This is a genomic window from Sediminicoccus sp. KRV36 (assembly GCF_023243115.1).
GTDB lineage: Bacteria > Pseudomonadota > Alphaproteobacteria > Acetobacterales > Acetobacteraceae > Roseococcus.
The window spans coordinates 2,062,464-2,075,869 of sequence record NZ_CP085081.1 but is presented as its reverse complement, the minus strand read 5'-3'; the positions used below and the strand labels follow the sequence as shown (position 1 = coordinate 2,075,869).

The 13,406-nt window shown below is 69.1% G+C and carries 13 protein-coding genes; 10 read left to right on the top strand and 3 right to left on the bottom strand.

Annotation, left to right across the window (positions count from 1 at the left end):
* The first annotated feature begins 2 nt into the window (after positions 1–2).
* From LHU95_RS09535 to LHU95_RS09495, 9 genes are all read left to right on the top strand, one after another.
* Positions 3–782, top strand: coding sequence for an enoyl-CoA hydratase/isomerase family protein (locus tag LHU95_RS09535; RefSeq protein ID WP_248711130.1), 780 nt, complete (start codon positions 3–5; stop codon positions 780–782).
* Between the two features lie 37 nt (positions 783–819).
* Positions 820–1,779: a tripartite tricarboxylate transporter substrate-binding protein gene (locus tag LHU95_RS09530; RefSeq protein ID WP_248711129.1), complete on the top strand. Its 960-nt coding sequence runs from the start codon at positions 820–822 to the stop codon at positions 1,777–1,779.
* Positions 1,776–3,854 (top strand): CoA transferase, encoded by a 2,079-nt coding sequence (locus tag LHU95_RS09525; protein WP_248711128.1) that lies wholly within the window; start codon positions 1,776–1,778, stop codon positions 3,852–3,854. The genes LHU95_RS09530 and LHU95_RS09525 overlap by 4 nt, the downstream gene beginning before the upstream one ends.
* Positions 3,855–3,933: 79 nt before the next feature.
* The gene (locus tag LHU95_RS09520) at positions 3,934–4,926 is read left to right on the top strand and encodes a tripartite tricarboxylate transporter substrate-binding protein (RefSeq protein WP_248711127.1); all 993 of its coding nucleotides are present in this window, start codon (positions 3,934–3,936) and stop codon (positions 4,924–4,926) included.
* A 13-nt stretch (positions 4,927–4,939) separates the two neighbouring features.
* Entirely contained in the window at positions 4,940–6,067 is a 1,128-nt protein-coding gene (locus LHU95_RS09515; RefSeq protein ID WP_248711531.1) for an iron-containing alcohol dehydrogenase, read from the top strand.
* A gap of 8 nt (positions 6,068–6,075) precedes the next feature.
* A complete protein-coding gene (gene leuC / locus LHU95_RS09510; protein WP_248711126.1) occupies positions 6,076–7,488 on the top strand; it encodes a 3-isopropylmalate dehydratase large subunit in 1,413 nt (470 codons plus the stop codon).
* Between the two features lie 4 nt (positions 7,489–7,492).
* Positions 7,493–8,092: a 3-isopropylmalate dehydratase small subunit gene (leuD, locus tag LHU95_RS09505; RefSeq protein WP_248711125.1), complete on the top strand. Its 600-nt coding sequence runs from the start codon at positions 7,493–7,495 to the stop codon at positions 8,090–8,092.
* Between the two features lie 12 nt (positions 8,093–8,104).
* Entirely contained in the window at positions 8,105–9,181 is a 1,077-nt protein-coding gene (gene leuB, locus LHU95_RS09500) for a 3-isopropylmalate dehydrogenase (protein ID WP_248711124.1), read from the top strand.
* A 27-nt stretch (positions 9,182–9,208) separates the two neighbouring features.
* On the top strand, positions 9,209–10,180 hold the full coding sequence (locus LHU95_RS09495; RefSeq protein WP_248711123.1) for a tripartite tricarboxylate transporter substrate-binding protein: 972 nt from the start codon (positions 9,209–9,211) through the stop codon (positions 10,178–10,180).
* Positions 10,181–10,228: 48 nt separating this feature from the next.
* On the opposite strand, the gene LHU95_RS09490 is transcribed toward LHU95_RS09495, so the two are convergent.
* From LHU95_RS09490 to LHU95_RS09480, 3 genes are all read right to left on the bottom strand, one after another.
* Positions 10,229–11,023 (bottom strand): N-acyl homoserine lactonase family protein, encoded by a 795-nt coding sequence (locus tag LHU95_RS09490; RefSeq protein ID WP_248711122.1) that lies wholly within the window; start codon positions 11,021–11,023, stop codon positions 10,229–10,231.
* A gap of 62 nt (positions 11,024–11,085) precedes the next feature.
* A complete protein-coding gene (locus tag LHU95_RS09485) occupies positions 11,086–12,021 on the bottom strand; it encodes an NAD(P)-dependent oxidoreductase (protein ID WP_248711121.1) in 936 nt (311 codons plus the stop codon).
* A gap of 4 nt (positions 12,022–12,025) precedes the next feature.
* Complete coding sequence (locus LHU95_RS09480) at positions 12,026–12,217, bottom strand: hypothetical protein (protein WP_248711120.1); 192 nt, start codon at positions 12,215–12,217, stop codon at positions 12,026–12,028.
* A gap of 207 nt (positions 12,218–12,424) precedes the next feature.
* On the opposite strand from LHU95_RS09480, the gene LHU95_RS09475 reads away from it, so the two are divergent.
* Positions 12,425–13,402 (top strand): tripartite tricarboxylate transporter substrate-binding protein, encoded by a 978-nt coding sequence (locus LHU95_RS09475; protein WP_248711119.1) that lies wholly within the window; start codon positions 12,425–12,427, stop codon positions 13,400–13,402.
* Positions 13,403–13,406 lie beyond the last annotated feature (4 nt).

Here is a 13,406-nt window from a genome sequence, read left to right as displayed (position 1 = left end):
GCATGACCGACGAGCTCATCATCACCCGCAGCGAAGGCTGGGCCCAGATCCAGGTGAACCGCGAGCGGCAGCGCAATGCCATGAACCGCGCCACGCGCCAGGGTCTGCTGCGCGCCTTCGAGGAACTGCGCGGCACCGCGAAGTCCATCATCCTGACCGGCACGGGCGTGGCCTTCTGCGCGGGCATGGACCTCAAGGAGCGCGAGGCGGACCGCGCCCAGGGCATCGAGGGCGCGGGCGAGGAGTGGATCGCCGTGAACATGGCGATCAAGGCGCACCCTGCGATCTTCATCGCGGCGGTGAACGGCCTGGCGCTGGGCGGTGGTGCAACGATGATCAATTGCTGTGACCTCGCCATCGCCAGCACGCAGGCCAGCATCGGCTGCCCGGAGATGGGGTTTTCGACCTATCCCGGCATGGCGGGCCCGGCGATCCAGCTCTCCGGCGTCACGCGCAAGCAGGCGGCCTGGCTCGTCCTGACCACCAACCGCATCGATGGTGCGACGGCCGAGCGCTGGGGCATGGTGAACCAATGCGTGGAGCCCGAGGCGCTGCTGCCCACGGCGCAGGCCCTGGCGCAGAAGCTCGCGCAGTTCGACGCGGTGGCGCTCAGCGAGAGCAAGAAGGCGCTGGAGCGCATCCCCGCCTTCATCACCGACTGGCAGGAGGCGATGGATCACGGGCAGATGGTCAATCTCACCATCCGCTCGCGCACCACAGCACAGGCCGAGGGCAGCGCCCGCTTCGCCGCCGGGGTGAAAAATCCCGGCCAAGGTGTGTAGCCCGTCCTTGCCCCCAAGCTTGCCCCGGAGAGACGCGATGGTGCGATCCATATCCTGCCGTGTGACCCTCCTGCTCGCCCTGCTGGCCTTGCCGGGTGCCGCCGACGCGCAGGGCTTCCCCGACCGCACCATGCGCATGGTGGTCGGCTACGCGCCAGGCGGCACGACGGATCTGGTGGCCCGCCTCGCGGCCGAATTCATGGGCCAAGACCTCGGCCAGCAGATCGTGGTGGAGAATCGTGGCGGCGCGGGCGGCGTCCCGGGGGCGCTGGCCGTGCTCCAGGCGCCGGCCGATGGCCATGTGCTCATGCTGCAATCGGGCGGGCTGAACCAGGCCGAGGCACTCGGCACGCCCCTGCCCTTCGATGCCGTGGCCGCCTGGGCTCCGGTCGGGCTGGTCGGCACCAGCGCCATTTCCCTGGTCGTGCATCCCGGCGTGCCGGCCACCAATCTGCGCGAGTTGCAGGCTTATGTCCGCGCCTCGGGCCAGCCCCTTCGCCTCGGCTCGCCGGGCACCAATCTCTCGGGCGCGCTCTATGCGCAGGAGATGGGCATCGAGATCGAGGAAATCCGCTATCGCGGCACCGGCCTGGTGGTGAATGACTTGCTGGCCGGGCGGGTGCAGTCCTACGCCATCGCCCTGCCCGGTATCCTCCAACACATTCGTTCGGGCGGGCTGCGGCCGCTGGCCATCGCCTCCGCCACGCGCAGCCCGGTCATGCCCGAATTGCCGACGACGGTGGAGCAGGGCTTCCCCGGCATCATCACCTCCAGCTGGTTCGGCGTGGTCGTGCGGGCCGGCACACCCCCGGAGCGCGTGGCGCGGCTCGGGCAATCGGTGACACGCATGGTGGCCGACCCCACCATGCGCTCGCGGCTGAGCGAGGCGGGGGTGGATGTGACCACCGATGCCGGCCCCGCCTTCTTCGACACGCTGATCCGCGAGGACCGTGCCCGGTGGGAACTGGTCGTGCGACGAGGGAATCTGCGCCAGTGACGCAGGATGTTTCCCGCCCGCATCCGCTCGCCGGCCGGCGCATCCTCGACCTGGGCGCCTTTTGCGCGCAGCGGCCGCATGCGCTTGCCGCCTCCATGGCGGCCCGGCTTTGCGCGGGATATGGGGCAGAAGTGATCCGCCCCTTGCCGCCGGGCGGCGAGCCTTTCGCGCAGGACGCGCCCTTGCTGCCCGATGGCCACTCGGCGCTGGATCGCTTCCTCTCGGCCGGAAAGGTGGTTGGGCCGGCGACAGGCCGGTTCGATGCGGCCATCGGCGACCGTCATGCCCTCGCGGCGCATGCGGCGGGCGTTCCGGTGAAGGCCTGCCTCTCCCTGCATGGCCCCGAGGATGAAGACCCGCCGATCAGCGAGCTTGGCATCGCAGCCCTGGCAGGCCTGCTCGGCATCGTCGGAGAGGCGATGCCAGCGCCACCCTCGCGCCTTGCGGGACACCAGGTGGCCTATGCGGCGGGGCTCGCGGCCTGCACCGCCCTGCTGGCCGCCCTGCATGGCGGTGGCGAGGAGGAGGTGGACATCTCCCTGCTCGACGTCGCGGCCTGGCTGAACTGGAAGGTCGCGGCCGGGGTGATGGTGATGGGCCGCGCGCCCACCCGGAGCGCCGCGCGCGTCACCTGGTTCACCCTGCCCTGCCGGGATGGCCACATGGCGCTGGTCTACCAGGAAAAGGACTGGCCGCCCCTGCGCGACCTGGTCGGCGATCCGCGGCTGAAGGATGACGCGCTCTTTGGCGATAACACCCGGCGCGGCGTGAATCGCGCGGCCATGCTGCAGGTGCTCGGCCCCTGGTTCGCGGCGCGCAGCCGGCTGGAGATCACGCAGGCCGTACAGGCCCTGCGCATCCCCACCGGCCCCGTGCTGTGGCCGGTTGAGCTGCTGGAGGATGCCCAGTTCCGCGCGCGCGATTTCCTCCGCGCGGACGGGATGCCGGCCCTGCCCCTCTCCTGGGACGGAGCGCGGCTGGACTTCGTGCCGCAACCGGCATTGGCCACGCCGCCAGCGCGCAGGGCATCGGGCCGCCCGCTGGAGGGACTGCGCGTGGTGGATCTGGGCTGGATCACGGCGGGTGCGGCCACCTCCACCCTCCTGCTCGACCTCGGCGCCGATGTCGTGAAGGTCGAAGGCCCCGGCGCGCCGGATCCGTTCCGCAACTGGGACGGTGCCCCGGCCGGCACGGATTGGTGGAACCACTGCCCCTTCTTCAACTTCACCAATCGCGGCAAGCGTTCGCTGTGCATTGACCTGAAGGACCCGCGCGGGCGTGAGGTGCTGCTGCGCCTCCTCGAAGGGGCCGATGTGCTGGTGGAGAATTTTCGCCGCGGCGTCATGGCTTCGCTCGGGCTCGATGCCGCCATGCTGCGGCAGCGCTTCCCGCGCCTGGTCATCGCCAGCATCTCCAGCCAGGGAGAGACGGGGCCGGACCGCGCCATGGTCTCCTATGGCTCCACGCTGGAGGCCAGTTCAGGCCTCGCGGCCCTCACCGGCGCGGGGGATGCGCCGGTCATCACCGGGCGCGATGTGAATTATCCGGACCAGGTGGTTTGCCTCTTCGCGGCCGGGGCCGTCGTTGCGGCGCTGGAGGAACGGCGGCGCAGCGGCCGGGGCGCGCATCTTGATCTCTCGCAGCGCGAACTCACCGCCTTCCTGCTGGGCGAGGAACTCCTCGCCGCCGCCGCCGGCGCCCCCTCACCCCGCCGCGGCAACCATGATCCGGCGGAAGCCGCCGAACGGCTGGAGAGCGACGGCCAGGGCGGATGGGAGGTCGTCTCACCGCGCGACGGAGGGGCCGGAAGGCTGCGCGTGCGTGACGGTGCCGACCTCGCCGCCGCCGCGGATTTCGCGCGCGGCACCGCGGTGCTGCGCTGCCCCGATGGAAGCCCCGCCAAGGGCATTCCCTTCCGGTTCGCGCATCACCCGCTGGGCGTGGAGGATGGCTGCCATCCGCTGGGCAGCGACAACCGGGCCGTGCTGCGGGCAATCGGCTTCACGGAAGACGAGATGACGGAGCTGGAGCGGCAGGCCGTGCTGGCCACTCGCCCGCGGCATGCGGCGGCGTGACGGCAGGGCCACAAGCGCACTGCGAATGATGACAACAAGAGGGGGCGGCAAATGCCCTCCAGACAAGGGATGAACCAGGATGGATGCGACAAGTTGGCGGCTTGCGGTTTCGCGCCGCCAGGGATTCGGGCTCGCGCTCGGAACGCTGCTGGCGGCACCCCGGCTCGCCCGGGCGCAGGCCTATCCGTCGCGGCCGATCCGCATGGTCGTGCCTTATCCGCCGGGTGGCGGCACGGATAATCTGGGGCGCCTGGTCGCGCGGGCCCTGGGGGAACGGCTCGGCCAGGCCGTAGTCGTCGAGAATCGCGGCGGCGCGGGCGGGAATATCGGCGCGGCTTTGGTCGCGACATCGCCCCCGGATGGCTACACCTTGCTGTTCACGGGCAATGGCATCGCCATCAGTGATCTTCTGTTCCGCAATCCCGGCTTCGATTGGAAGCGTGACTTCGTGCATGTGACGCGCATCGCCTCCACGCCGATGCTCCTGGTCGTGCAGCCCTCGCTTCCCGTCCAGAACCTGGCGGATTTCCTGGCCTATGCGCGCGCGCGTCCGGGCGAGCTGAACCACGGCACGCCCGGCGCCGGCACCTCGCAGCACCTCGCCGCAGCACTGTTCGACGATATGGCGGGAACGCGCATCGTGCATGTGCCCTATCGCGGCACCGGCCCATCCGTCGCAGGGCTGCTGACGGGCGAGGTGCAGGTCATGTTCGCCTCCGTCAGCGCCGTCGAGACGCTCATCCGCGACGGCCGCATCCGGGCCCTGGCCAATACCGCGGGCCGCCGTGCCCGCGCCTGGCCCGAACTTCCCGCCATCGCCGAGGCGCTGCCCGGCTATGCCGCCGAGCTCTGGTACACGCTGGCCGCACCCGCACGGACGCCCGACGCGGCCCTCGCCGCCGTCGAGACCGCCGCGCGCGAGATCATGGCGGATCAGACCTTCCTGTCGCTGATCATGGAACGCGGCTTCGATCCGGAATTCCTGGACCGCGCGCAGCTGGGCCCGGCCCTCGATGCCGATGCGCTGCGCTGGGGCCCGGCGCTGCGGCGCGCCGGCATCACGGCGGAGTGACACCTTGGCCCTGATGGTCCTGCTGAACCGCATCCAGTTCGCGCATGGCGCGATCTCGGAGGCGGCTGGGGAATTGGCGCTGGCCGGGATCAGCCGCCCGCTGGTCATCACCGATGCGGGCGTGGTCGCGGCCGGTCTTTGGGAGATGTTGCGGTCAGCACTTCCCGCAGCCTTGCCGCTCGCCGTCTTCGCCGAGGTGCCGCCCAACCCGACCGAGGCGGCGGTACATGCGGCGGTCGCCGCCTATCACTCGCATGGCGCCGATGGCGTGCTGGCGCTGGGCGGCGGCTCGCCGATGGACCTGGCCAAGGCCGTGGCGCTCCTGGCGACGCATGATGGCGAGACGCTGACTCAATACTCCGTGATCGAGGGCGGGCTGGCGCGAATCACGGCACGCGCGGCACCCGTGGTCGCGGTGCCCACGACCTCGGGCACGGGCAGCGAGGTGTCGCGCGGGGCGCTGATCGTCATGGCGGATGGCCGCAAGCTCTCCATCGGCAGCCCGCATCTGATCCCGCGCGCCGCCATCTGCGATCCGGACCTCACCCTCGGCCTGCCGCCGCGCCTGACCGCGGGGACGGGCATGGACGCGCTGGCCCATGGCGTGGAGACGCTGTGCTCGCCGCGCGAAAACCCGATCGCAGACGCCATCGCGCGGGATGGGCTGAGACGCGCCTGGCTGCATCTGCCAACCGCCGTGGCCGATGGCAGCGACCACGCCGCGCGGCACCAGATGATGCTGGCCTCGGTCGAAGTGGCGCTGGCTTTTCAGAAGGGGCTGGGCGCGGTGCATGCGCTGTCGCATCCGCTGGGGGGCCTCGCCGTGTCACCACATCATGGCACGCTGAACGCGCTGCTCCTGCCGCATGTGCTGCGCTTCAACGCGCCCTCCATCGGCGCGGTGCTGCCGGTGCTGGGCGAGGCGATGGGCCTCCAGGATCATCGCGCGGAGGCCATCGCCGATGCCATTGCCGCCATGTCCGAGCGAATCGGACTGCCCGCGCGACTCTCGGCGCTGGGCGTCACGCCAGCGGACCTGCCGCCCCTTGCCGCAGCGGCGATGCGCGATCACCATCATCTGACAAATCCGCGCCGCACCAGCGAGGTCGAGTATCTCGGCATGCTGCAAGCGGCGTTCTGAGGGGAAACATGGCCAGCGAGCCGCGAACGATGTTCGACAAGATCTGGGCGCGGCATCGCGTGCTGGAGCGGGAGGACGGACAAACCCTCCTCTATGTGGACCGCCATCTGGTGCATGACGGCTCCGCCCCCGCCTTCGAGATGCTGCGCGCGCGCGGCATCGCGCCCCGCTCGCCGGAGCGCATCTTCGCCACCCCCGACCACTATGTGCCCACCGACACGCGCGACGTGGCGGAGATCGCCAACCTGGAGCATCGCGGCATGGTGGAAGCGCTGGAGCGGCACGCGAAGGAAAGCGGCTTCCGGCTCTTCGGGCTGAAGGATGGCGGCCAGGGCATCGTCCACGTCGTCGGGCCCGAGACGGGGCTGAGCCAGCCTGGCATGCTCATCGTCTGCGGTGACAGCCACACCTCCACCCATGGCGCGCTCGGCGCGCTCGCCTTCGGCATCGGTTCGACCGAGGTGGCGCATGTGCTGGGCACGCAGACGCTGTGGCAGCGCAAGCCCCGGACGATGCGGATCACGGTGACGGGCCGGCTTGGTTTCGGCGTCACGGCGAAGGATGTAATCCTCGCCATCATCGCCGAGATCGGCGCGGCGGGTGCCAGCGGCCATGCGATCGAGTATGCCGGCAGCGCAATCACCGGCCTCTCCATGGAAGGCCGCCTGACGCTGTGCAACATGTCCATCGAGGCGGGCGGCCGCGCCGGCATGGTGGCGCCGGACGAGACGACCTTCGCCTATCTGAAGGGCCGCGAATACGCCCCCGCCGATTGGGACCTGGCCGTGGCCCGCTGGCGCGAATTGCCGAGCGACCCCGACGCCGTCTTCGACCGCGAGGTGATCCTGGATGGCAGCGCCATCGCGCCCATGGTGACCTGGGGCAACAGCCCCGAGGATGCGCTGCCCATCACCGCCACCCTGCCCGACCCGGCGCTGGAGCCGGATGCCGAGCGCGCGGCCACGATCCGCGCCAATTTCGACTATATGGGCCTCTCGGCTGACATGGCACTGACCGAAATCCGGGTGGACCGCGTCTTCATCGGTTCCTGCACCAATGGCCGCATCGAGGATCTCCGCGCGGCGGCCGAAGTCGCGCGCGGCCGCTCGGTTGCACCCGGCGTTACCGCCTGGGTGGTGCCGGGCTCAGCCCCGGTGAAGCGCCAAGCCGAAGCCGAAGGGCTGGACCGCATCTTCACCGAGGCGGGCTTCGCCTGGCGCGAGGCGGGCTGCTCCATGTGCCTCGGCACCAATGGCGAGATCGCAGCCCCGGGGGAGCGCGTCGCCTCCACCTCCAACCGGAACTTCCGCGGGCGGCAGGGGCCAGGTGCCCGCACGCATCTGCTGGGGCCCGCCATGGCCGCCGCGGCAGCGGTGACGGGGTACCTGACGGATGTGCGGCAGATGATGGCGCAGGCCTGAGATCATGGAAGCCTTCCGCACCCTTCGCTCCGGCGCCGTGCCCTTCGCGCGCTCCAACATCGACACGGACCAGATCCTGCCCGCGCGCTTCCTCTCGCGCCCGCGTGACGACAATCACGGCGCCTATCTCTTCCGCGACCTGCGCCTTAATCCCGACGGCAACGAGGTCACGGATTTCCCGCTCAACCAGGCGCATTGGCGCGATGCGCGCATCGTGCTCGGCGGCCGCAACTTCGCCTGCGGCTCCTCGCGCGAGAATGCGGTCTGGGCGCTTTACGATCATGGCGTGCGGGCCGTCATCGCGCCATCCTTTGGCGACATCTTCGCCAACAACTCCGTCAAGAACGGCATGCTGGCCGTGACGCTGCCGGAGGAGATCGTCGCCTCGCTGATCGCGCAAAGCGTCGCGGAGCCTGGCTGCGAGATCGCGATCGACCTTCCGGCGCAGACCATCACCGGCCCCGATGGCGCCGTGCACCGCTTCGAGATCGATCCCTTCGCCAAGAAAAGCCTGCTCGAAGGCCTCGACGAGATGGCCTTCACCCTGACCCATGCCGAGGAGATCGCCGCCTTCGAGCAGCGCCTTGGCCGTGACAATTTCTGATCGGAGAGGTTCATGCATATCGCAGTACTGGGTGGGGACGGCATCGGTCCGGAAGTCACCGCGCAGGCGGTGAAGGCGTTGCGCGCCGTGGCCGCCAACGGCCCGCAATTCGAGATGACCGAGGCGAGGATCGGCGATGCCGCCTTCGATGCGGAGGGGGACCCCTTGCCCGAAGCCACCGCGCAACTGGCCGAGCGCGCGGATGCCATCCTGTTCGGCGCGGCCGGCACGTTTGAGAGCGACCTGCGCCCCCCTGAGCAGCGCGGCGGCCATGCGCTGCTGCGCCTGCGCAAGCGCATGGACCTCTTTGCCAATTTCCGTCCTGTCTTTGCCATTCCGGAACTCGCCGGCGCCTCGACGCTGCGCCGCGACGTGATCAAGAATGTGGACCTGGTCGTGCTGCGTGAACTCACGGGCGACATCTATTTCGGCCAGCCGCGCGGCATCCATGTCGAGAATGGCGAGCGCGTGGGCATCAACACCATGCGCTATACCGAGAGCGAGATCCGCCGCGTGGCCCATGCCGGCTTCCAGGCGGCACGCGCGCGCAAGAAGAAGCTCTGCTCCGTGGACAAGGCCAATGTGCTGGAGACGATGGTGCTCTGGCGCGAGGTCGTGACCGAGGTCGGGCGCGATTATCCCGATGTGGAACTCTCGCACCTCTATGTGGATGCGGCGGCGATGCTGCTGATCCGCAGGCCGGCCGATTTCGACGTGATCGTCACCGGCAACATCTTCGGCGACATCCTCTCCGATGCCGCGGCCATGCTGACCGGTTCGCTGGGGATGCTGCCCTCGGCCTCGATCAACGCCGATGGCAAGGGCCTTTATGAACCGGTGCATGGCTCGGCCCCCGATATCGCGGGGCAGGACATGGCCAATCCGCTCGCTTCCATCCTCTCGGCCGCGATGATGCTGCGCCAGTCGCTGGCCCAGCCGGAAATGGCGGCGCGCATCGAGCGCGCGGTGCGCCGCGTGCTGGCGGAGGGCTATCGCACCGCGGATATCATGGAGGATGGCGCCCATCTGCTCGGCACCGAGGCGATGGGCGATGCCGTGGCCAAGGAAATACTGCGCCTCGCCGCCTGACGGCCAACAATCATGGGAGGAATGAAGATGCACCAGAGGATCCACCGCCGCGCCCTGCTCGCTGCAGCCTTGAGCACGCCTTCCCTGGCACTTGCCCAGGCGGACTGGCCCAGCCGGCCCATCCGCTTCATCGTCGCCTTCGCGGCGGGCGGGGCCGCAGACACCGCCGCGCGCTCCATCGCCGCCGACATGCAGGAGGCGCTGGGCCAGAACATCGTCATCGAGAACCGCACGGGCGGGAATGCGGTGATCGCGGCCTCTGCCACGCTGCAATCGCCACGCGACGGCTACACCTTCCTGGTGGATGCGGCGAACCAGTTGACCAACCCCATCCTCATGCGGGATCTGCCCTTCGACTACGCGCAATCCTTCGTGCCGGTGACGCAGATCTCATCCTTCCCGCAGGTCATCGCGGTCAAGCATGATTTCCCTGCCCAGAACCTTGCCGAGTTCATCGCGGTGGCGAAGGCGCGGCCCAACACGATCAGCGTCGGCACGCCGCCAGCTGCCGGGATGGCGCACCTGGCGCTCGCCGCCTTCGAGCAGAAGGCCGGTATCCGCATCGTCCATGCGCCCTATCGCGGCGGGGCCGATGCGGCGCGCGACATCATGGCAGGCAGCATTGACGCCGTGCTCATCACCTCTTCCTCGATCCGTCCGCCGGTCCAGGCGGGGCGTGCCCGAATTCTGGCGGTGACGAGCCTGGAGCGGATCCCCTCCCTGCCGGATGTGCCGACCATCGCGGAATCGGGCTTTCCTGGCTTCGACATGAATGACTGGAACGGGTTGTTTGCCGCGACGGGCACACCCGCCGCCATCGTCACGCGGCTGGCGGCGGCGGCCGCGGTCTCGGCGCGGGCCCCGGCCGTGCGCGCGCGCATGGACCCGGCAGGGGCCATCATGGTCGGCAATTCGCCGGAGGTCTTCGCCAACTGGCTCACCATCCAGCGCGGCACGGCGGCAGAGGTGATCCGAGCGGCCGGCATCTCGCTCGGCTAGGGTCGGGACGGGCTCTCCGCCATCCGGGAAGGCGTGCGGGGCGCTTGCCTATCGGGAAGGTTCGCGGTGAAGCTCGACGACGATCCCCTCCAGCCCAGGCGCCGCCGGATAGCGTTGCATCACGTCGGGATCATGGCCGGGAACGATATGCTTCGGCGTTGGCGCCAGGGCGCGCAACCGATCAAAGCCCTCGAGCATCTCGCCGATGTGAAACGCGGTGGTGAAGGGGCGTTCGGCTTCCATGTTCTCATAGAAATGCGAGACGTCGGAGGCGAGAACCACCTGGCCGCGTTCTGAATTCACCCGCACGCATTGCAGCCCCATGGAATGCCCGCCACAGGCATGCACGGTGATGCCGGGCGCCACCTCCGCATCGCCATTGTGGAAGACCACGCGCTCGGCGAAGTTCATGCGCACCATGCCGACGACATCCTCCACCTCGAAGGAGTGGCGCAGCGTCGCGAACTTCATGTAGCGGCCCGTCGCGTATTGCATCTCCGGTTCCTGCAAATGGAAGCGCGCCTTCTTGAATTTGTGGAAGCTGCCGACATGGTCGTAATGCAGGTGCGAGATGATGACGTCCTCCACCTTGTCAGGATCCACGCCGAGCATGGTCAGGCTCTCGATCGGGCAGCGGAGGTGGTTGCGCTTGCGCTTCGCTGCCACCTCGGCCGTGAAGCCGGTGTCGATGATGACCGCGCGGTCCTCGTTCACCGCCGCCCAGACGAAGTAATCCATCGGCATGGGCGCATCATGCGGATCCCCGCCGATGAAATGCTCGTGCCGGCGCGCCTCGCGCATTGCATAGCGCAGGGCGTAGATCCTGTAGTTCGGCGGGGTCATTCTCAGGGCTCCTGGGAAGCGGGTTGGGCGCGCACGCGGCGCGGCGATGCGGCCGGCATGCGCTACTTCGCGGGGTCCGCGTCCAGCACCGCCTGGATGGCAGCCGGATCACATTTGATCGTCACACCCGCGCGTTCCAGCTGGAGCTTCATCGGCACGCGGCTGTCGAGGTGTTCCCAACCGCGGTTCATCGCCTCGTTCATCTCCTCCAGCGTCAACTGGCAGAAGCGCATGGGCACGCCGAGGTCACGCCCCATATTGACGGCGAGCGTCACATCCTTGTGCGCCAGCTTCAGCGCGAAGGCCGGCGGGTCATAATGCTCGGTCAGGAACTGGTCGGCGACGCGGTCAAAGGTGCGCCGGCGCCCGAGCGCGCCCTGGCGGACCGCCTTCCACAGGTCGAGCGGGTCCATCCCCGCCTTCACGCCCATGGAGAAGACCTCCGCCATCACGGTCTGGATCGCGTAGCCGGCCATGTTGTGCACCAGCTTGGCGACGGTGGCGCTGCCGATCGGCCCGATATAGGCTGCCTGGTCACCAATGGCGTCGAGCACCGGCTTGCAGCGGTCAAAGACGTCCTTGTCACCCCCTACCCAGATGGCGAGCTGGCCGGTCTCGGCTCCCTTCGGGCCGCCACTGACCGGCGCATCGAAGCCGAAGGCGCCGTTCTCGGCCAGGGCTGCGGCGACGCGGCGCATCAGCGCCTGGGAGTTGGTGGAGAGGTCGAAGTAAGCGGCACCCGGCTTCACCCCCGCGAGGATACCCTGCGGCCCGAAGACCACCGGCTCCACCTCCTTGGGGCCGGGCAGCGAGGTGAAGATCACCTCGCATTGCTCGGCCACCGCCTTTGGGCTTTCGGCCCAGATGGCGCCTCCGGCGATGCGGTTGGCGCCTGCCTCGCGGCGGACGTCGTGGATCACCAGCTCATGGCCGGCCTTCTGGAGATTGGCGGCCATGAAGGCACCCATCGTACCCAGCCCGATAAATCCGATCCTCATGATGTCAGCCCTTCAGCTTGTCGGCGGTTTCAAGGATATCCACGACCACATGCGCCGCCGTCATCGCCGAGGGCCAGATGGAGTGCATCGCCAGATGCGCGACGCCCCCGCTGATCTCCTCGCGTGAAAGCATGTTGCCCGGCGCAGCGATGGTCACCACACGATAGCTGCGCTCGGGATACGGCGGGGCTACCAACGCGCTGGCTCCGGCGAATTGCTGCGTCAGCTCGACCAGCCCTGCGCCAGCCGCGATGATGCGGTCCCGATGGATGTGGGGACCAGAATGCTGCTGCCAGGGTGAAGGCGCCTTGCGAAGAGTGATGCAAGGCGAAGGGCATTTGGCTAGGCTACCGCCGCGAAGCGTGGCGCAGCACAGACGCCACCGCGCAGGGAGACATGGTCCATGCTGAACCGCCGCGCCGCACTGGCTGCCCCGCTTGCACTCGCCGTCACGCCAGGCCTCGCCCATGCCCAGCCCGCCTGGCGTCCCGACAGGCCGATCCGCGTCATCGTGCCGCACGGACCGGGCGGCGGCACGGATGTGGTAACGCGCGTCCTCGCCGAGGCGGTGGGCAACGCGCTGGGCCAGCCGCTCGTCATCGAAAATCGCACGGGGGGTGCCGCGGGGCTGATCGGCACGGATCTCGTCGCGAAATCGGCGCCCGATGGCTATACATTGCTGGTCAACAGCAGCGCGCATGCCATCGCACCGGCGCTGGTCTCGCGCATGCCTTATGACGCGTTCGCGGATTTCGCCGGCGTCGGCATCATCGGCTTCGCGCCGCATGTGCTGGTGGTCAATCCCAATGTTCCTGCACAAAATCTGCAGGAATTCCTGGCCCTGCTCCGAGCGAATCCGGGGCGCTACAACCTCGCGGCCGGCGGGATCGGCAGTTCGATCCATCTGGCGGGGGAGATCCTGCGCGCCAGCGCGAATGTCCAGTTCCAGATCGTGCAGTATCGGGGCGGCGGCCCCTCCATGCTCGCGGTTCTGGGCGGCGAGGCGCAGATGAGCACGCCCGATATTCCCGCCGCCTTCGCCGTGGTGCGCGCCGGCTCCGCGCGCCCTCTGGTGATCGCCGCGGCCACGCGCAGCCCGGTGCTGCCGGATGTGCCGACCTCGGCCGAGGCAGGCCTGCCGGGCTTCATCGCCGAGATCTGGTTTCCGGTTCTCGTTCCCGCCCGCACACCGCCCGCGATCGTCGCCGCGCTGAGCGCCGCCTTCCAGACCGCGATCCAGCAGAACCAGCGCCGCCTGACCGAGCTTGCGGTGCAGATGCGCCCGGGATTCACGACCTCCGAGCAGGTGATGGGCTTCATCCGCACCGAGATGGAGCGCAGCGTGACCCTGCTGCGCGCAGCCGGGGTGCAACCGGAATAGGCGC